The 19,483-nt window shown below is 65.4% G+C and carries 18 protein-coding genes; 8 read left to right on the top strand and 10 right to left on the bottom strand.

Features of this window, described 5'->3' with window-relative positions:
- Positions 1-39: 39 nt before the first annotated feature.
- A complete protein-coding gene (locus AAFG13_RS31110; RefSeq protein WP_212314152.1) occupies positions 40-996 on the top strand; it encodes a hydrogen peroxide-inducible genes activator in 957 nt (318 codons plus the stop codon).
- Positions 997-1,257: 261 nt separating this feature from the next.
- On the opposite strand, the gene galU is transcribed toward AAFG13_RS31110, so the two are convergent.
- Both galU and AAFG13_RS31100 read right to left on the bottom strand, forming a co-directional pair.
- The gene (gene galU, locus AAFG13_RS31105; RefSeq protein ID WP_342709170.1) at positions 1,258-2,133 is read right to left on the bottom strand and encodes a UTP--glucose-1-phosphate uridylyltransferase GalU; all 876 of its coding nucleotides are present in this window, start codon (positions 2,131-2,133) and stop codon (positions 1,258-1,260) included.
- Positions 2,134-2,284: 151 nt separating this feature from the next.
- A complete protein-coding gene (locus AAFG13_RS31100; RefSeq protein WP_342709169.1) occupies positions 2,285-3,586 on the bottom strand; it encodes an NADH:flavin oxidoreductase/NADH oxidase family protein in 1,302 nt (433 codons plus the stop codon).
- 90 nt (positions 3,587-3,676) lie between these two features.
- Here AAFG13_RS31100 and AAFG13_RS31095 point away from each other — a divergent pair, with 90 nt between their 5' ends.
- From AAFG13_RS31095 to AAFG13_RS31085, 3 genes are all read left to right on the top strand, one after another.
- Complete coding sequence (locus AAFG13_RS31095) at positions 3,677-4,096, top strand: MerR family transcriptional regulator (protein WP_342709168.1); 420 nt, start codon at positions 3,677-3,679, stop codon at positions 4,094-4,096.
- Positions 4,097-4,228: 132 nt separating this feature from the next.
- Complete coding sequence (locus AAFG13_RS31090; RefSeq protein ID WP_342709167.1) at positions 4,229-5,608, top strand: lytic murein transglycosylase; 1,380 nt, start codon at positions 4,229-4,231, stop codon at positions 5,606-5,608.
- Positions 5,609-5,925: 317 nt separating this feature from the next.
- Positions 5,926-7,665 (top strand): SGNH family hydrolase, encoded by a 1,740-nt coding sequence (locus AAFG13_RS31085; protein WP_342709166.1) that lies wholly within the window; start codon positions 5,926-5,928, stop codon positions 7,663-7,665.
- Between the two features lie 107 nt (positions 7,666-7,772).
- On the opposite strand, the gene AAFG13_RS31080 is transcribed toward AAFG13_RS31085, so the two are convergent.
- Complete coding sequence (locus AAFG13_RS31080; RefSeq protein ID WP_212314159.1) at positions 7,773-8,147, bottom strand: CsbD family protein; 375 nt, start codon at positions 8,145-8,147, stop codon at positions 7,773-7,775.
- 59 nt (positions 8,148-8,206) lie between these two features.
- Positions 8,207-8,941 (bottom strand): SDR family oxidoreductase, encoded by a 735-nt coding sequence (locus AAFG13_RS31075; protein WP_342709165.1) that lies wholly within the window; start codon positions 8,939-8,941, stop codon positions 8,207-8,209.
- A gap of 182 nt (positions 8,942-9,123) precedes the next feature.
- On the opposite strand from AAFG13_RS31075, the gene AAFG13_RS31070 reads away from it, so the two are divergent.
- The gene (locus AAFG13_RS31070; protein ID WP_342709164.1) at positions 9,124-9,903 is read left to right on the top strand and encodes an SDR family NAD(P)-dependent oxidoreductase; all 780 of its coding nucleotides are present in this window, start codon (positions 9,124-9,126) and stop codon (positions 9,901-9,903) included.
- Between the two features lie 101 nt (positions 9,904-10,004).
- On the top strand, positions 10,005-10,892 hold the full coding sequence (locus AAFG13_RS31065; protein ID WP_342709163.1) for a TauD/TfdA family dioxygenase: 888 nt from the start codon (positions 10,005-10,007) through the stop codon (positions 10,890-10,892).
- Positions 10,893-11,137: 245 nt separating this feature from the next.
- Here AAFG13_RS31065 and AAFG13_RS31060 read toward each other — a convergent pair whose 3' ends face one another.
- Entirely contained in the window at positions 11,138-11,797 is a 660-nt protein-coding gene (locus AAFG13_RS31060; protein ID WP_176528924.1) for a YqgE/AlgH family protein, read from the bottom strand.
- A gap of 136 nt (positions 11,798-11,933) precedes the next feature.
- On the opposite strand from AAFG13_RS31060, the gene AAFG13_RS31055 reads away from it, so the two are divergent.
- Together AAFG13_RS31055 and AAFG13_RS31050 are read left to right on the top strand one after the other, a co-directional pair.
- On the top strand, positions 11,934-12,770 hold the full coding sequence (locus AAFG13_RS31055) for a protein-disulfide reductase DsbD domain-containing protein (RefSeq protein ID WP_342709162.1): 837 nt from the start codon (positions 11,934-11,936) through the stop codon (positions 12,768-12,770).
- A 251-nt stretch (positions 12,771-13,021) separates the two neighbouring features.
- Positions 13,022-14,389, top strand: a complete 1,368-nt coding sequence (locus AAFG13_RS31050) for an oligosaccharide flippase family protein (RefSeq protein ID WP_342713433.1) — start codon at positions 13,022-13,024, stop codon at positions 14,387-14,389.
- Positions 14,390-14,520: 131 nt separating this feature from the next.
- Here the strand turns inward: AAFG13_RS31050 and AAFG13_RS31045 are convergent, their stop codons facing one another.
- From AAFG13_RS31045 to cysW, 5 genes are all read right to left on the bottom strand, one after another.
- Entirely contained in the window at positions 14,521-15,309 is a 789-nt protein-coding gene (locus AAFG13_RS31045; RefSeq protein WP_092118875.1) for a 3-hydroxybutyrate dehydrogenase, read from the bottom strand.
- A 12-nt stretch (positions 15,310-15,321) separates the two neighbouring features.
- Complete coding sequence (locus AAFG13_RS31040; protein WP_212314166.1) at positions 15,322-16,506, bottom strand: DUF3734 domain-containing protein; 1,185 nt, start codon at positions 16,504-16,506, stop codon at positions 15,322-15,324.
- A gap of 107 nt (positions 16,507-16,613) precedes the next feature.
- Positions 16,614-17,111 carry a CAP domain-containing protein gene (locus AAFG13_RS31035; protein ID WP_076860877.1) on the bottom strand — a complete coding sequence of 166 codons (498 nt, stop codon included), beginning with the start codon at positions 17,109-17,111 and terminating at the stop codon, positions 16,614-16,616.
- Positions 17,112-17,475: 364 nt separating this feature from the next.
- Positions 17,476-18,525, bottom strand: a complete 1,050-nt coding sequence (locus AAFG13_RS31030; protein ID WP_212314168.1) for a sulfate ABC transporter ATP-binding protein — start codon at positions 18,523-18,525, stop codon at positions 17,476-17,478.
- Positions 18,515-19,471, bottom strand: coding sequence for a sulfate ABC transporter permease subunit CysW (gene cysW / locus AAFG13_RS31025; protein ID WP_249132001.1), 957 nt, complete (start codon positions 19,469-19,471; stop codon positions 18,515-18,517). The genes AAFG13_RS31030 and cysW overlap by 11 nt, the downstream gene beginning before the upstream one ends.
- Positions 19,472-19,483: the final 12 nt, after the last annotated feature.

The raw sequence follows: 19,483 nt of genomic DNA, 5'->3' as shown, positions 1-19,483 counted from the left end.
TGAAATTGACTTTAGTGATCGCGTCGATAAGATAATCTGATGATAAATGTCACACTCCGGCAACTGAGGTATTTCGATGCGCTGGCGCAGCACGGGCATTTCGGGCGCGCCGCGGATGCCTGCGCGGTGTCGCAGCCGGCGCTGTCGATGCAGATCCGCGAGTTGGAACGTGCGGTCGGCGGCGTGCTGATCGAACGCAATGCCCGGCAGGTCACCCTGACGACCTTCGGCGAGGACCTGCTGCATCGCGTGCGCGACATCTTGCGCTCGGTCGACGAGCTCGGCGACTTCGCGCGCGCCTCGCGCGACAAGCTCGCCGGGCGGCTGCGCGTCGGAATGATCCCAACCATTGCGCCATATCTGCTGCCGCGGGTGATCGAGACCCTGGCGCGGCTGCATCCCGAGCTCGACATCCATGTCCGCGAGACGCTGACGCCGAAGCTGATCAAGGAAGTCGCCGAGGGCCGGCTCGACACCGCGATCGTGGCGCTGCCGGTGCATGAACCGTCGCTGACCGAGGTCGCGCTGTTCTCCGAGAATTTCCTGCTGGTGCGGCCGGGCGAGGACGCCAAGACGCCGGTGCCGAGCGCCGAGATGCTGCGCGAGATGCGGCTGTTGCTGCTCGAGGAAGGCCATTGCTTCCGCGACCAGGCGCTGTCGTTCTGCAACATGCAATCCTCGCCGCCGCGCGAGGTGCTGGATGCGAGCTCGCTGTCGACGCTGGTGCAGATGGTCGGCGCCGGCATCGGCGTCACCCTGATCCCCGAGATGGCGGTGACGGTCGAGACGCGCTCCGCGCCCGTCACCGTCTCGCGCTTCAAGAACCCGCAGCCCTCGCGCACCATCGGCATGGTCTGGCGCAAGACCTCTCCGCTCGCCGCGCAGCTGCAGCAGATCGCCGAGGTGGTCAGCCTCGCCGCTCGCGAGCTTCGCGCACCGAAGGGTGATGGCGCGAAAGAGCCAATGAAACGGGCGGGGCGAAGGAAGGTGGCGTGATTGGGTCGGGGTGCGGCGGAGACGATGCCGTCCGTGTTTGACGCACACGTCGCGCCATACTTACAGCTGTCGTCCCTGCGAAAGCAGGGACCCATAACCACGAATGTTCATTGTTGAGCAATTCTGGACGACGTGTCCCATTCACTACGCCTGCTGCGGAGTGTGGGTCCCTGCTTTCGCAGGGACGACATCGAATATGTTGCGCGGTCTGTGAATCGACCTCCGCATTCTCGCGGCGAATGACGAGATGAGGCAGCGCCCCTACTTCTCCAGATACTTCTTCATCTCGGCGATCAGGCCGTCGCGCAGCTCGGGGCGCTTGAGGCCGAAGGCGATGTTGGCGCGCAGGAAGCCGGGCTTGGAGCCGCAATCGTGGCGCTCGCCCTCGAACTCGACGCCGTAGAACTTCTGCGTCTTGGCAAGCCCGATCATCGCGTCGGTGAGCTGGATCTCGCCGCCGGCGCCGCGCTCCTGCGTGGCCAGGATGTTGAAGATTTCCGGCTGCAGGATGTAGCGCCCGGTGATCGACAGGTTGGACGGCGCGGTGCCCTGCTGCGGCTTCTCGACCATGCCGTCGACCTCGAAGATGTTGCCGGTGCGTTTTCCGACGCCGCAGATGCCGTATTGATGGGTGAGCTCGTCGGGCACCGCCTCGACCGCGATCACGTTCGACTTGTCGCCGAGCTTGTTGGCGGCGTCGATCATCTGCTTCAGGCAGCCCGGCGTGTTCAGCACCAGCTCGTCCGGCAACACCACCGCGAACGGCTCGTTGCCGACGATGTCGCGCGCGCACCACACCGCGTGGCCGAGCCCGAGCGGCGATTGCTGCCGGGTGAAGCTCATCGCGCCGGCTTCAGGCTGGTTCTGCGCCAGGATGTCCTGCTCGGTCTTCTTGCCGCGTTGCGCGAGCGTGGTGTCGAGCTCGAACATGCGGTCGAAGTGATCCTCGATGACGCCTTTGTTGCGGCCGGTGACGAACACGAAGTGCTCGATGCCGGCCTCACGGGCCTCATCCACCACGTACTGGATCAGAGGCTTGTCGACGATCGTCAGCATCTCCTTCGGCATTGCCTTGGTGGCGGGCAGCACGCGGGTGCCGAGACCGGCGACGGGAAATACGGCTTTGCGGATCTTCATGGGATTTATCGGGAGCCTTGAAACGGGTGGGACGGCGGCGCTAAATTCAATCGCTTCTTCGTATCCGGTTTGCAGCCGAGAACAAAGGCGGATGTGTGATGTGCACTCATCCGCCTCTTCCACCCGAGCATTTCCGACCCGAATAGCCGGCCTACCGAGGCATCCCGACGGCCCGCGCGTTCGCGCGTGACAAAACCGACGTGCCGCGAGACGCAGCCGTTGCGGCGGCCGATGACGCGATCCAGCGGCGATATTTGCGGGTGAGCGACGCCGTGCGCAACTGGGCGAGAACCAACGCCTTCAGCGGCGAAACGTTCGGATTGGCCGTGCCGCCCCGGCTCAACCGCCGCAGCTGGAATTTCACGACGGCCATGGCGGCAAGCGAGGCCAGTGGCTTGCTCTTCCAGCGGATGGGCGCGACTTCTGGCCGCAGATCCTCGCCGCTACGCCACGCATTCGGCAAATCCGGCCTGACGGCAAGCGCGGTGGCGATACCCGCGATGGCGACGCCGCTGTCAAGCACCTGTTGCACGATGCCGATGCGGCGAATGCCGCCGGTGACCATGACCGGCATCCTGGCGACCCCTGCGATATCGCGCGCGAAGTCGAGGAAATAGGCCTCGCGCGCCAGCGTGCGGCCGTCGCGTGCATCGCCTTGCATCGCCGGCGCCTCGTAGCTGCCGCCCGACAGTTCCACCAGATCCACGGGCAATTCATTCAGCATCTCGACGACCGTCTTCGCATCGGCTGCATCGAAGCCGCCGCGCTGGAAATCGGCCGAGTTCAATTTGACCGCGACCGAGAAGCCCGGCGACACCGCGGCGCGGACGGCCTTGACGGTTTCGATCAAGAGACGCGCCCTGTTTTGCAGCGAGCCGCCCCAGCGGTCGGTGCGCCGGTTGCTCAAGGGCGACAGGAACTGGCTGATCAGATAGCCATGCGCCGCATGGATCTGCACGCCGGAGAAGCCGGCCTGCTCTGCGAGTTTCGCGGCTGTGACGAAGCGCGCGATCACCTCGTCGATGTCGTGCTCGGTCATCGCCCTCGGCATCGCAAACAGATTCGAATGCTTGCCGAGATCGAGCGCCACCGCCGAGGGCGCCAGGGTCTGCTGGCCCATGTTTTTCATCATCTGCCGCCCCGGATGACTGAGCTGCAGCCAGATTTGCGCGCCCCTGGCCCGGCCAATCCGGGTCCAGTTTCGGAACGCCTCAAGCGGCGTGCCGTCCTCCAGCACGACGCCACCCGGTCCGGTCATGGCGCGGCGATCGATCATGACATTGCCGGTGATGATGAGGCCGGCGCCGCCCTCGGCCCAGGCCTGATAGAGGCGCAGCAGTTCGGCGGACGGGAGATGCCCGGCATCAGCCATGTTCTCCTCCATCGCCGCCTTGGCGATGCGGTTGGGAACGGTGCTTCCGTTGGGCAGAGTGAGGGAATCGAACGGCGACATGAGCCAGGTTCCTTAATCGAGTTCCTTGTTGATCTGCACGCACCCTAACCTTAAAGTAAACTTTAAGGTCAAGCAGCGAGGAGCACGGCAGTGAAGATCGGGGAACTGGCTCGGGAGTCTGGCCTGGCGCCGTCGCGCATCCGCTTCTATGAGCGAGAGGGCCTGATCGGGTCGATCGATCGCGGCTTGAATGGCTATCGGCAGTATTCGCGCGGAACCAGGCACGTCCTCGAGATCATCGTGATGGCCCAGCAGGCCGGATTTTCGCTCGACGAGATCCGGAACCTGCTGCCGCCGCACGGCAAGGGAGACTGGAGCCGCGACAGACTGGTGGCCGCGCTCAAGGCCAAGGTGGTCGAGGTCGCAGCCTTGCAGCGCCGATTGGCTGAAACCCAGGCCGGGCTCGAGGCCGTGATCGCCCGGATCGAAGCCACGCCGCCGGGCGGCGATTGCTTCGAAAACGCCGAAGCTGTCTTGGCCGATCTCAGAGAACAGGCCAAAGCCGGTTGACGCAGCCGGACAATTGTCCCGGTCAAACATCGCGCGCGATTTCGTCACGCCCCAAATGCCGCCCTTTGTTAAGCTATTGGAAACCGTGACGGGGCCTTCTGGGACGGCACGATTTTGACAGGCACACGACATATGCGCGCGACCGGAACATCAAGGACCAGGCTTTGCAGCGCGAGCCTGATCGCGCTGGCCCTGCTGCTGCCGGGCGCGACGCAAGCCCAATCGGCCGGCAACGGCCTGACCAACCTGATCGACAGCATCTTCTCTCCGAACGCCGCGACGCCGCCGCAGGCCGCAACCGGACAGGACGGCGCAGCGCCGCCCTGGAGCGGAGAAGACGGCGCCTCCGGCCATCCTTTGATGACGGCTGCCGCGATCCGCCAGGCCGCATCCGACTTCCCGAACTGCGTCGCGGCGATGTGGCCGGATGCCGCGCGGCGCAACATCACCCAGCAAAATTTCGAGCGCTTCACCGCGGGCCTGCAGCCCGACCTGCGCATCATGGATTTGCTGGATTCGCAGCCGGAATTCACCAAGGCGATCTGGGACTATCTGGACATTCTCGTCAGCGACACCAGGCTCGCCAGGGGCCGCGAGATCCTTGTGAAGTACAAGCCGCAGTTCGACGCGACCGAGAAGGCGTATGGCGTCGATCGCTACATCATCGCAGCGATCTGGGGCATCGAGTCGAACTACTCGACCCAGATGGGCGACCGCAGCGTGGTGCAGTCGACCGCGACGCTCGCCTGCATCGGCCGCCGCCAGGCCTATTTCAAGGACGAGTTCCTGTCGGCGCTGGAAATTCTCAACCGCGGCGATCTCAGGCCCGAACAAATGCGCGGCTCCTGGGCCGGCGCGTTCGGCCCGACCCAATTCATGCCGACCGCGTTCAAGCGCTACGCTGTCGACGGCGATGGCGATGGCCGCCGCGACGTCGTCGACGATCCGAGCGACCTGATCGCCTCGACCGCCAACAATCTGAAGAAGGACGGCTGGCAGACCGGCGCGAGCTGGGGCTACGAGGTGGTGCTGCCGCAGGGCCTGAACTACATGCTGGCCGACCGCGCCAAGGCGATGCCGCTGTCGCAATGGGAGCAACTCGGCGTCAAGCGGCCGGGCGGCCAGCCGTTTCCGCGGCCGTCCGACAAGGCCTATCTGCTGGCGCCCGCCGGTGCCGAAGGTCCGGGCTTCCTGATGCTGCAGAATTTCCGGGTGATCATGAAGTACAACCCGGCCGAAGCCTATGCGCTCGCCATCGGCCATTTCGCCGATCGCCTGCGCGGCGGCCAGCCCTTCGTGCAGCCCTGGCCGCGCCAGGAACGGGTGCTGTCACGCGCCGAACGGCTGGAATTGCAGCAGCTGCTCGCCCAGCGCGGCTTCTACAAAGGCACGCCCGACGGCCAGTTCGGCGGCCAGACCCGCGAGGCGCTGCGCGGCTTCCAGGTGTCGATCGGGGCGCCGGCCGACGGTTTCGCCACATCAGAGGTGCTGGAGCGGCTGCGGGGGCGGTAGGGTCGAGGTCACAGGCTGCCCGTAGCCCGGATGAAGCGCAGCGAAATCCGGGGTTCTCGCCATGCGGCTCGTCTGGTCCCGGATTACGCTGCGCTCCATCCGGGCTACAACAGCTCAACGATGTCGTTCCGGGGCGCCAAGCGAACCCGGAATGACGAGGTACGTGCTCCTCCCCCCAAAACTAACCGTGAATTCCGATATTTGCCCGGCGCCTTGACGGCGGCCGGAGGCACCCGATTTATGGTGGAAAAGGTGCCCGCTTGCGGCCCGATTCCGCTAATATGCTCACGTACTTCCTAATCATTGCGACGAACTCGATGGCGAAGCCGAAATCCTTCCTGCGCCTATTCACCGAAGCCGGTCCGCTGGTCGTGCTGACGGTAGCGCTTGCGCTGTTGATCGGCATTGCCGAGCCCGCCTCGGCGCAGTTCTTCGGCTTCCCTGGCTTCGGTGGCGGACCGCCGCAACCGCAGCGCCGCGCTCCGCCGCAGCACGGTGGCGGTGGCGGCTGGTTCGGGGGCGATTTCTTCGCGCCATTCCAGCAGCAGCCGCAATCATCACAGCCGCAGCGGCCGCGCGAGGATTTCTCGCGCGCGCCGCCGCCGGCGAAGCGCGAAGCCGCGGCCGAGCGCAACGTGCTGGTGATCGGCGACGCCATGGCCGACTGGCTCGCCTATGGCCTGGAAGATGCCTATTCCGACCAGCCCGACATGGGCGTGATCCGCAAGCACAAGACGGTCTCCGGCCTGATCCGCTATCAGCCCAAGGGCGATCCGGCGGATTGGGCGGCGGCCGCCAAGGGCATTCTCGCCACCGAGAACCCCGACGCCATTGTCGTGATGCTCGGCCTCAACGACCGCACCGCGATCCGCGAACCGGTCGCGGAGAAGAAGGTCGACAAGAAGGACGAGAAGAAAGACGCGCGCGCCAAGCCGGACGCCAAGCCCGGCGACAAGCCCGATGCCGCCGCCAAGACTGATGGCAAGACTGACGGCAAGACCGATAGCAAGGCGGACAGCAAGCCGGCCGATGCCGAGCTGCCAGCCGATGACGCCGACACGGACTCACAGGCCGCGCCGGAAAAGACCGCGCGCTCGCCCAATGGCCTCTATGACTTCCGCGACGACCGCTGGGTCGAGCTCTACGGCAAGAAGATCGAGGAGCTGATCAACGTGCTGAAGAGCAAGGGCGTGCCGGTGCTGTGGGTCGGCCTGCCCGCGATCCGCGGCCAGAAGGGCACGTCGGACATGCTGTTCCTCGACGCGCTCTATCGCGACGGTGCCGGCAAGGCCGGCATCACCTATGTCGACGTCTGGGACGGCTTTGTCGACGAGGCCGGCCGCTTCATGCCGAAGGGCCCGGACTTCGAAGGCCAGCCGCGCAAGCTGCGTTCCGATGACGGCGTGTTCTTCACCAAGGCCGGCGCGCGCAAGCTCGCGCATTATGTCGAGCGCGAGGTGACGCGCCTGCTCGCGGTGCGCACCGGTCCGATCGCGCTGCCGAGCGAACCGGCAACGCCCGAGACCAGCACCGAGCCCGGCAAGCCCGCGCCGCGGCCGCTGGCCGGCCCCGTGCTGCCGCTGGTCGCCTCCACGGTCGGCACCGATCAATTGCTCGGCGGCCCCGGATCGCGGCCTGCCGCGGTCGACGCGCTCGCCGCGCGCACGCTGGTGAAGGGCGAAGCGCTGGCGCCGCCGGCCGGCCGGGCCGATGATTTCGCCTGGCCGCGCCGCGAGATGGGGCGCGAGCAGGCCAAGGGCGACGTGCCGGTTGCCGCGACCACGCCGGCCGCCCCGGCGGGTGGCCCTGCGAATCCGCCGCCCTCGACCACAGCGATCGCGCCGGACGGCTCGATCATCACCGCGCCGAAGCCGCCAAGGCGCGTGTTCCGTCCGGCCCAGGCCCAGCCGCAACAGCAGCCGCAGACGCAGCCCTGGCTGCGTGACATCTTCGGATTCGGCGCGCCGCAGCAGCAGCGCCCGCTGGTCGCACCGCCACCGCGCCCGCCGCGCAATGTCGGACAGCGTGCCGCGGTGCCGGGGAATCCCTGGCAGTAGGCGGAATTTGTAGGGCGGATTAGCCGAAGGCGTAATCCGCCGATATCGCATGCGTGGAGAAACGGCGGGTTACGCTACCGCTAACCCGCCCTACGAAGTAACGGCGCTCAACCGTAGTAGCGCCAGCGTGCCGGCGGGCGGCGCGGCTGGCGCGTCATCAACAGCGCCAGCGCAAAACCGATGCCGCCGGCAATCAGGAGCGAACCGAGCGGATTGTCCTGCACCGTTTGCGCCATCGCCCTCTGTCCGCTGCGAACGGTCTCGCCGCGGTTCTCATAAGCATCCTTGGCGTAGTTCACCGCGGTGTCGGCGGCGTCGCGCGCCGCGTCCTTGGCTTGGCCGTAGAGATCCTGCACCGCGCCTGCGGCCTCGCGCGCGCGGCCCGACGCCTGGGTCTGTGCGTCGCCGGCCGCATCGCCGACGGCGCCCTCGGCCTTGCCTGCGAATTCCTTCGCCGTTCCTAAAATCCGATCCTTGTCCATAACGTGCTCCCTGAAACTGTCAGGAGGCCAACCGCGGAACCTCGCACAAGTTCCTGGAGCTAAAGAATGAGCCCGCCATCGACGATGATGGTCTGGCCGACGACGTAAGAGGCGAGCGGCGAGGCCAGGAACAGCGCGGCGCCGGCCATGTCGGCGGGCGTGCCGAGACGCTTCAGCGGAATGCGCTCGAGCGCGCCTTCGAGCCGCTTTGGATTCGCCGTCGTCGCCTTGGTCATCTTGGTGTCGACGAGGCCCGGCGCGATGCCGTTGACGCGGATGCCGTTCTCGGCCCAGGCCTCGCCGAGCGTGCGGGTCAGACCAACCGCGCCGGTCTTCGAGGCGTTGTAGGCCGGATTGCCCATGGTGGAATGATAGGCCGCGGTCGAGCTCACGATGATCAGCGATCCCTTGGCGGCGCTCAGCATCGCGTGGAATTTGGTGGCGCAGGCCATCAGGCTCATCAAATTGACTTCCATCACCTTGCGGAAACCTTCCATCTGGAATTCCCCGCGGCGGTAAATCACCGCGCCTTGCGCCAGCACCAGCACGTCGAGCCGATCGAACGACGGCGTGAGGTTTTCGATCGCCTGCGGATTGCTGACGTCGAGCTGCGCATAGGCAAGGCCATCGAGATGGGAGCCTTCTTCTGCGGAGTAATCGCTCGCCTGCGCGCGGGTGCCGTACACACTGACGCGCGCGCCCTTGGCGCGGAAGGCCTGCGCGATGCCGTTGCCGATGCCGCTGGAGCCGCCGACCACCAGTACCTGCTTGCCGCCGAAATCGAGCTCGTTCATCGCGTTCCTCTCCCGTGCTGTTTTCTTGATTGAGCATGATCCTTTTCGAAAAGCCAACGCAGAACTTGCGTTAACGCGCTGCGCGCGCGGCGATAGCGGATCAGCGGTTTGACGTCTTTGCGGATCGGTGCCAGCGTTGCCGGTCTCACAACGCGCCAAATTTCATCTCGCGAGAATCCGTCATGTCCGAATTCAAACAGCTCAGCCGCTCGGTGAAGGGCCTCACCGTTCTCGTCACCGGTGCCGCCAGCGGCATGGGCCGCGCCACCGCGCGCGTGTTCGCCGATGAGGGCGCCAATGTCGCGGTCACCGATCTCACCGAGGAGGGCACGCAGGCAGTGGCGAAGGAGATCGCAGCGAGCGGCGGCTCGGCAAAGGCCTGGACGCTCGACGTCAGCGATCGCGACGCCATCACCAGGGTCGTCAACGATGTCGCCGCGCATTTCGGCGGGCTCGACATCATCGTCAACAATGCCGGCATCTCGGTACGCGTGGCGATCGACGATCCCGGGTACGAGGACGCCTGGGCCAAGGGCATCGCGGTGATGCTGACGGCGCATCCGCGCATCATCCGCGCCGCACTGCCGTACCTGCGCAAGTCGCGCTCGCCGCGCATCGTCAACATCGCCTCGACCGAGGCGCTCGGCGCGACCGGGCTGCACAGCCCCTACTCCGCGGCCAAGGGCGGCGTCACCAGCCTGACCCGCTCGCTCGCGGTGGAGCTGGGACGCGAAGGCATCACCGTGAACTGTATCTGCCCGGGCCCGATCCGCACCGCCATCACCGACCGCATCTCCGAGGAGCACAAGACGATCTACGCCAAGCGCCGCACCGCGCTCGGCCGTTACGGCGATCCGGAAGAGGTCGCGCACATGACGCTGAGCCTTTGCCTGCCCGCGGCATCCTTCCTGACTGGCGCGGTGATTCCCGTCGACGGCGGGTTGATGGCGCGGAATGCCTGACCCGCGTCTGGCCGCGAAGCGTTGACAGGGCGCGCGCCGGGAGTAGCCTTCTCGTCAAACGAAGCGGGACAACCGCCCGCGAGATACGGGGAGATGCGCCAATGACGGTCCTGATCCGGCAGCTTCACAAGCATTTCGTCGGCGAGGTCTCCGGCGTCGATCTGCGCAAGCCGCTGACGAAGCAGGAAGTGATCGACATCGAGGCCGGCATGGACAAATACGCCGTACTCATCTTCCACGGCCAGGACATATCAGACGAACAGCAGATGGCGTTCGCGCTGAACTTCGGCGAGCGCGAGAACGCGCGCGGCGGCACGGTGACCAAGAAGGAAGACTACCGCCTCTCCTCCGGGCTCAACGATGTCTCCAATCTCGGCAAGGACGGCAAGCCGCTGCCGAAGGATCACCGCACCCACCTGTTCAATCTCGGCAACTGCCTGTGGCACTCCGACAGCTCGTTCCGGCCGATCCCGGCGAAATTCTCGCTGCTGTCGGCCCGCATCGTCAACCCGAAGGGCGGCAACACCGAGTTCGCCGACATGCGCGCGGCCTATGACGCGCTCGACGACGAGACCAAGGCCGAGATCGACGACATGATCTGCGAGCACTCGCTGATGTATTCGCGCGGCTCGCTCGGCTTCCTCGACTACACCGACGAGGAGAAGGAGATGTTCAAGCCGGTGCTGCAGCGCCTGGTACGTACCCATCCGGTGCACGGCCGCAAGTCGCTGTATTTGTCCTCGCATGCCGGCGCCATCAGGGGCATGAGCATGCCGGAAGCGCGGCTGTTGCTGCGCGATCTCACCGAGCACGCCACGCTGCCGGAGTTCGTCTATGTGCACAAATGGACGGTGCATGACCTTGTGATGTGGGACAACCGCCAGACCGTGCACCGCGTGCGCCGCTACGACCAGTCGCAGCCCCGCGACATGCGCCGCGCCACGGTCGCCGGCACCCAGCCGACGGTGGCGCAGGAGGCGGCGGAGTAGCGGGCTCCGCCATCGTAGCCAACCCTATAGCCGTCATAGCCAAACTCACCGCTGGCGTGGCCAACCCCACAGCCGTCGTCCCCGGGCAAGCGAAGCGCGACCCGGGACCCATAACCACGAATGCATGTGATGGCGAAGGCTGTGGCCCCAGCGCGCTCCATCCGTACGCCCTGTGGTTATGGGTCCCTGCTTTCGCAGGGACGACACCGAAAACGTGGAGAGATCGTGGCTACGCTCGTGCCAACCTACGCGTGGCCGGCGTCGTTCGACAGCATGCCGGCCTCGATGCCGATCTTGCGCAGGGCGCGTGCATATTTCTCGTCGACATCGGTGCCGAAGATCAGCTCCGGATCGGCGTCGCAATGCAGCCAGCCATTGTGCTGGATCTCGTTCTCGAGCTGGCCCGGCGCCCAGCCGGCATAGCCCAGCGCGAGGATCGCGTGCTTGGGACCGGAGCCCTTGGCGATCGCCTTGAGGATGTCGACGGTCGCGGTGAGCGAGATGCCGTCGTCGATATTCAGCGTCGCATCCTGGATGTAGAAGTCGCTGGAATGCAGCACGAAGCCGCGGCCGGTGTCGACCGGGCCGCCCTTCATCACCTTCATCATCTCGGCGTTTTCCGGCAGCGTGATCTGGTCCGACTTCTCGATGATGTCGAGCTGCACCAGCAGCCCCGGGAAATCGATGCTGCCGGCCGGCCGGTTGACGATGATCCCCATCGCCCCCTCGGAGGAATGCGCGCACATGTAGATCACGGAGCGTTCGAAGCGCGGGTCGTTCATCACAGGCATCGCGATCAGCATCTGGCCATCGAGATAGCCATCTTCGGTGGCATGGGGACCGACGGCCGGGCTTCTGCCGGCGGCGGTCTTGCGAGTCTTGCCTGTTTTGCCTTCAGGGCGCATCCGCAAAGGCCTTTCCTGCTGATTTGGCATCCTGATATTGGGTCGCCGTTCTGTCAATCAACCTTCGGCCGCAGTGCGGCGATGCATCACAAGCAATTCAATGGTTTGCAACGAAAGTTGCAGGTAAAGACGTCTCATGGTCGTCACAGTTCCCATGCGTGCCGCATTTGCCGTCGCCGCCTTGTTTTCCGTCGCATCCGTGGCAATGGAGGTTCGCGCCGACGACGCCTCGCCGTGGCAGCAGGACACGCATTCGGCGGTCAGGCTGCTGGCGGGATCGCGCAGCGGCGCGGTGCTGCTCGGCGGCATCGCCTTCCAGTTGCAGGATGGCTGGAAAACCTACTGGCGCACGCCAGGCGATTCCGGCGTGCCGCCGCGATTCGATTTCTCCAGGTCGGACAATGTCGATGCGGTCACGGTGATGTGGCCGGCGCCGCGCCAGTTCGACGACGGCGCCGGAGGTACCTCGCTCGGCTACAAGCACCAGGTGGTGCTGCCGCTGCGCATCGTGGCGAAAAATCCGGACAAGCCGCTGGTGCTGCGCGCCGACATCAACTACGCGGTGTGCGAGAAGCTGTGCGTGCCGGTGGAGGCGAAGGCCGAGCTCGCGTTCGCCAGCGTCGCCTCGACCGAGGACGCCGCGCTGTCGGAGGCGCTCAATGCGGTGCCGAAGCCCGCCAATATCGGCGACCCCACCCCGGTCACGATCCGCGACGTCAAGCGCGACGGCAACAACGTGCTGGTCGATGTCGCCGCGCCCGAAACCAAGGACCTCAGCCTGTTCGTCGAGGGCCCGACGCCCGACTGGGCGCTCCCCGTGCCCAAGCTCGTCGAGCACGCGCCGCCAGGCGTGAAGCGCTTCTCGTTCGAGCTCGACGGGTTGCCGCCGGGTGCCAAAGCGGACGGCGCCGCGCTGAAGCTGACGCTGGTCGGCGGCGACAAAAGCTACGAATTCAATATCAATTTGAACTGACGGCGCGGCGTCGTTCCTGCTTGGTGCACAATTGCGCACAGGGCCGGGATCCATACGCCGCAGCTGCAGTCTGAGGCACGCTGGGGATCAAGCTGTGTGCACCAACTGTTCCCTGTGGTTATGGATCCCGGCTTTCGCCGGGATGACGCAAGATGGGAACATCCGTCACCCAACCCAATCTTAACGTTTCGTTGATAGATCGGGGCCATTGCCGGCTTGCGGCGCTTTAGGAATTTTCCGCCTTGGCTGTGATGGAGACACAATCCGCAACCTCCGTGCCATCGGGCCCGGCCGCACGCCTGCGCGGCCTCGCCGCGCGCCTGCTCGGCGGCACCAAGGAGGCTTCGGTCACCAAGCGCCTCGCCGGCATGATCTTCGTCATCCGCGTCGTCAGTGCCGCCATCGCCTATCTTGCGCAGATCCTGCTGGCGCGCTGGATGAGCGGCTCGGACTACGGCATCTATGTCTATGTCTGGACCTGGGTGCTGCTGCTCGGCAGCACGATGGATTTCGGCATCGCGCCGTCCTCGCAGAAGATCATCCCGGAATATCGCGCGCGCGGCGACCTCGCCGCGCTGCGCGGCTTCCTCTCCGGCGGCCGCTGGGTGGTGCTTGCCGCGTCGAGCACGGTGGCGCTGCTGCTCGCCGGCGTGATCCACCTCGCCTCGCCCTGGATCGATCCCAACGCGGTGGTGCCGCTCTATATCGGCTGCCTGACCTTGCCGCCCTTCGTGGTTGCCAACACCCAGGACGGCATCTCGCGCGCGCATGACTGGATGCAGCTCGGCCTGATGCCGCAGTTCATCGTGCGGCAGGGACTGATCATCGCGCTGACCGCCGGCGCGCTGGCGCTCGGCCTCAATCTCGGCGCGACCGCGGCGATGATCGCGAGTGCTGCGGCCGTGTACATCGCGGCGATCGGCCAGATGATCGTGCTGAACCGCCGCCTCAAAGCCCATCTCGGGCCGGGCGAGAAGACCTACGACGTCAGGGGCTGGTTCGCGATCTCGCTGCCGATCATGCTGGTCGAGAGCTTCTATCTCTTGCTCGGCTACACCGACGTGCTGATGCTGCAGCAATTCCGCTCCTCCGAGGAGGTCGGCATCTACTTCGCCGTGGTGAAGACGCTGGCGCTGGTGTCGTTCGTGCACTACGCGATGTCGGCAACGACGGCGCACCGCTTCGCCGAATACAACGCGCTCGGCGACAAGGAGCGGCTGTCGGCCTATGTCGCACACGCCATCAGCTGGACGTTCTGGCCCTCGTTGCTCGCGACCATCGCCCTGCTCGCCTTCGGCAAGCCGCTGCTGTGGCTGTTCGGCCCGAAATTCGTCGATGGCTACAGCATCATGTTCGTCGCCGCGATCGGGCTCGTGGTGCGCTCGGCGATCGGGCCGGTGGAGCGCCTCTTGAACATGCTCGGCCACCAGCGCATCTGCGCGACCGCCTATGCCGTGTCGTTCTTCATGAATGTCGGGCTCTGCATGACGCTGGTGCCGCGCTATGGCGGCATGGGCGCGGCCGCCTCGACCTCGCTGTCGCTGATCTTCGAGACCATCCTGTTGTTCTACGTGGTGCGCTCGCGCCTCGGGCTGCACGTGCTGGCGTTCGGGAAATAGCTTCGGTCTTCCCCCGCGTCATGCCCGGGCTCGTCCCGGGCATCCATGTCTTCAGAATCCATCGGCACCAAAGACGTGGATGGCCGGGACAAGCCCGGCCATGACGAACATCGAGCTCAGCGACGCGCGCGCTACTCCGCGGTCCAGCCGCCGTCGATCGAGAGATTGGCACCGGTGATCTGCGCGGCGTCGTCGCCGCACAGGAACAGCGCGAGTGCCGCGACCTGCTCGGAGGTGACGAACTCCTTGGTCGGCTGGGCGGCGAGCAGCACGTCCTTGATGACCTGCTCCTTGGTCATGTTGCGCGCCTTCATGGTCTCCGGAATCTGGTGCTCGACCAGCGGGGTCCAGACATAGCCCGGGCTGATGCAGTTGCAGGTGATCTTGAACTGCGCGAGCTCGAGCGCGGCGGTCTTGGTGAGGCCGGCGATGCCGTGCTTGGCCGAGACATAGGCCGACTTGAACGGCGATGCGACCAGCGAGTGCGCCGAAGCCGTGTTGATGATGCGGCCCCAGCCGCGCTTCTTCATGCCGGGCACCGCGGCGCGAATCCCATAGAACGCCGACGACAGATTGATCGCGATGATCGCTTCCCACTTCTCCGGCGGGAATTCCTCGATCGGCGAGACGAACTGGATGCCGGCATTGTTGACGAGGATGTCGACCGAACCGAAGGTCTTCTCACCGAGCGCGATCATGTCGGCGATCTCGGCCGGCTTGGTCATGTCGGCCGGCGAATAGGCCGCCTTGACCTTGAAGTCGGTCTCGATGCCGGAACGCTCCTTCTCGATGTCGGCCGGCACACCCATGCCGTTGAGCACGATATTGGCGCCGGCGCCGGCGAAGGCGCGCGCATAAGCCAATCCGATGCCGCTGGTCGAGCCGGTCACAACGGCGGTCTTGCCTGTCAACGTACCCATTGTTCTTCGCTCCTATTTGCTTGCAGGGGACTTCGTTTCAGGGGGCGTGGGTTCGTCCCCCGTGAGGTCGTAAGTCACCATGGTTTCGCCGGACTGTGGCCGTTCTAGCCATTCTTTGTGACGCATCGACAAATGCACGTCGCGGACGCCCGCGCCCCAGTGCTCGACCATCGCAACATGGGAGAAGTCGTAGTCCTTCGACGAGCTCTCGTAATTCTTGCTCTTGTAGATCAGGTGAACCACCGTGACGGTGTTCTCCTTGGAGGCCTTGCGCAACAGTTCGACCGACGGATCGTTCTTCAGGTAATCGGGCAGCTTGCCGATCAGGTCGCGCACCGCCATGCGGGCGTTGTGGACCTGCCTGTTCTTGTCGGTGTTCATCCGCGTCCGGCTGGAAAAGCGGATATCCTTTTCGCGCTCGGCGGCCTCCAGCAGCGTCTCCGGCAACGGCCCGCGCGCGCTGAACAGGTCGACCTGGAAGATCAGGAGATCGCGGCTGATCTCCTCATCGAGCACGAAGTCGAGCGGCGTGTTGGAGGCGATGCCGCCATCCCAGTAATGCTCGCCCTCGATCACGACGGCGGGAAAGCCTGGCGGCAGGGCGCCGGAGGCCATGATGTGCTCGGGGCCGATCTTCTTGCCGAGCTTCTTGAACTCGTAATTGTCGAAATAGCGGAAATTGCCCGAGGTGACGCCGACTGCGCCGACCGACAGCCGCGTCTTCAGATCGTTGATGCGATCGAAGTCGACCAGCCGTTCCAGCGTCTTCTTCAGCGGCGCGGTGTCGTAATAGCTCAGCGATTGCGAGCTGCCGGGCGGCCACAGCGGCGCCGGCGGAATCCGCGGCGTGAAGAAGCCGGGCACGCCGAAGGTCGCGATGATGGCGGCGCTGGTCTCGTTGAACAGCGAGCGGGCGCGCTCATGCTTGGAGACCGGATTCCAGGGCACCGGCGCCGACACCATATCCCAGAATTCCTTCAGCCGCGGCACGCGCATGTCCGGCTCGTTGCCGGCAATGATCGCGGCATTGATGGCGCCGATCGAGATGCCTGCGATCCATTCCGGCTCGAAGCCTGCGTGACAGAGCGCCTGAAAGGCGCCGGCCTGATAGGAGCCGAGCGCACCGCCGCCCTGAAGCACCAGCACACGCTGCGCTTGCGCCGGCGTCGGGCCGGGCGCGGAATCCGAAGTATCCATTCGTAACCGTTCGGTTCGAAATGACTTTAAGGGCGCACCGTGGCGGCTGTTCGCAGCCGCGTCAATCAACGAGATATGGAGCGGAGATCACGCGGAATTTATCGAGCTCAGGTTGCCGCCAAAATGAGCGTCCAGAACACCTTGTATTTGGTATTCGGAGCATAGACGGCTGCGATGCCCATTTTTGTGACACCGCTCTTGAGCATATTGGCCTTGTGCGGCGGTGAATCGCGCCAGCCCGAAAATGCCTCTGCGAGCGTGTGATAGCCGGCCGAGATGTTCTCGACCGCCACCGTCGCCGGGTAGCCGCCGGCCTCCAGCCGCTTGCCGAGCGGGGCCTTCACGTCATGGTCCATCTTGTTGCGGGCGGCCATCGCCTGCGACTGCTGCTCGGCGAGCCTCGTCAGGTCGGGATCGACCACGACGGTGCCGAGACCATTGTTCTGGCGGTACTGCGAAAACATGATCGCGGCGGCCTGGCTGTCCAGCACGGCACCGGGCTGCGCCATGTTGAGATACATGGCCGGTTCTTCCGGGATTTTGGTGTCTGTGCCGCAGCCGGCAAGCACCAGAAGCCCGAACAGGGCGACCGTCGTCCGTTTCACTACTGAAAACCCCCAAGGTTGGCCCGTCGTTGTTGCATACCAACCGTGGCTGAATGGTGAACAGCGGCTAACTTTTGGCCATCAATAGCCACCGATCTCCGGCGCCTGTAGCCCGGATGAAGCGAAGCGTAATCCGGGAACAGTCGATCCGAGGAACGAAGCCCCGGATTTCGCTCCGCTCCATCCGGGCTACGGAGCTCCAGCGAGCGGTCCGCTTCTCCTTCCCCCTGAAAGGGGGAAGGTCGGATGTGGGTCGGCCGCAGGCGACGCTGGATGTGGAGAAAGAGGATCTCCACCCGCTTTGCTCTGGCGAGCAAAGCGACCTCCCCTTTTCAAGGGGAGGTTTGCGTGCGCCGGCTGGGCCCTACTCCTGGGCGGCAAAGATCCGGTAGCGGCGGGGCTGTAGCGAGACGATTTCGCCGGCCTGCAGCTCACGGTCGCGGGGGGCGTCGATCTCGATCACGGTCCTGCCCTCGCTCCCCGCGAGGGCCACCTCGGCGCGCTGGATCGGTCCGAACGAACGGACATGCCGGATGGCGCCTTCCAGCGCCCCGGTTCCCGCCGGGCCGACCGCCATGTCGTGGCGGCGGACGAACAGTTTTGCCGCGCCCGATGCCGCACCCAGCGCCGGAATGTTCAGGGGACGGCCGTCGAGCCGCACGGCATCGCCAGCCACATCGACCGGCAGCACGATGGATTCGCCGATGAAGCTGTGCACGAAGGCGGTCGCCGGATTGTCATAGACCTCGCCGGGCGAGCCGATCTGCTCGATCTTGCCCTTGTCCATGACCACGACGCGGTTGGCGACTTCGAGCGCCTCCTCCTGGTCGTGGGTGACGAAGATCGAGGTGACATGGATCTCGTTGTGCAGCGAGCGCAGCCACTGCCGGAGCTCCTTGCGCACCTTGGCGTCGAGCGCACCGAACGGCTCGTCGAGCAGCAGGATTCGTGGCTCGATCGCAAGCGCACGCGCCAGCGCGATGCGCTGACGCTGGCCGCCGGACAACTGGCTCGGATAGCGGTTGGCAAGCCAGTCGAGCTGCACCAGATCGAGCAGGTTCTTGACGCGGGCGCGGATCGTCGCCTCGTCCTTGCGGATCGCGCGCGGCTGCACGCGCAGGCCGAACGCGACGTTCTCGAACACCGTCATGTGGCGGAACAGCGCATAGTGCTGGAACACGAAGCCGACCTGACGCTCGCTGGCGCCGCGCGAGAGCGCATTCTCGCCGTCGATCGCGACCTCACCCGAGTCAGGCCAATCCAGCCCTGCGATGATCCGCAGCAGCGTCGTCTTGCCGGAGCCGGACGGGCCGAGCAGCGCCAGCAGCTCGCCGTCGGCGACCTTGAGATCGACATTGTCGAGCGCGGCAAAGCTGCCGAACTTCTTTACGATATTCTTGACTTCAATCGCCATCGGGCACCTCTGCCTCGTCGAGCCGCCGCTCGAGAACGGTTTTCGCCACCAGCGTGATCAGCGCCAGCATCGCGAGCAGCGACGCGATCGCGAACGACGCGACGAACTGATATTCGTTGTAGAGAATCTCGACCAGCAGCGGCATCGTGTTGGTCTCGCCGCGGATATGGCCGGAGACGACGGACACCGCGCCGAACTCGCCCATCGCACGCGCGTTGCAGAGCAGGACGCCGTAGAGCAGTCCCCATTTGATGTTGGGCAGCGTGACGCGGAAGAAGGTCTGCAGGCCGGAGGCACCGAGCGAGATCGCCGCCTCCTCTTCCTGGGTGCCCTGCTCCTGCATCAGCGGGATCAGCGCGCGCGCCACGAACGGAAAGGTGACGAAGATCGTCGCCAGCGCGATGCCGGGCACCGCGAACAGGATGTGGACGTTGCGCGCCTGCAGCCATGTCCCGAAATAGCCCTGTGCGCCGAACAGCAGCACGAAGACCAGGCCCGAGATCACCGGCGAGACCGAGAACGGCAGGTCGATCAGCGTGATCAGGAAGGTCTTGCCGGTGAATTCGAATTTCGAGATCGCCCAGGCCGCGACCACGCCGAACACGAGGTTGAGCGTGACCGAGATCGCCGCGATCAGCAGCGTCAGCTTGATCGCAGCGAGCGCCTCGGGCTCCGCCAGCGCCGCGAAATAGGCGACGATGCCTTTCGAGAAGGCCGAGGCGAACACGACGACCAGCGGCAGCACGACGAAGATGCTGAGGAAGGCGATCGCCAGCGCGATGATGATGAGGCGGATCGGACCCGGCTCGGTGCGGGGGTTGCGCCGCGCCGCGACCGGCTCCGCCCGCGCGATCTCGAGCCGCGGCGCCGGGGCCGCAACGCTGACATCAGTCGCGGGCGCGTAGGTCCGCAGCTGTGTGGTCGAGGTCGCCAATCCCGTCTGCATCGACATCTCGAA

Origin of the sequence: Bradyrhizobium sp. B124, from assembly GCF_038967635.1 — a bacterium.
In the GTDB taxonomy this organism is placed as follows: Bacteria; Pseudomonadota; Alphaproteobacteria; order Rhizobiales; family Xanthobacteraceae; genus Bradyrhizobium.
Note: the sequence above shows the minus strand (reverse complement) of the source record. Positions and strands in the feature narration are given on the sequence as shown.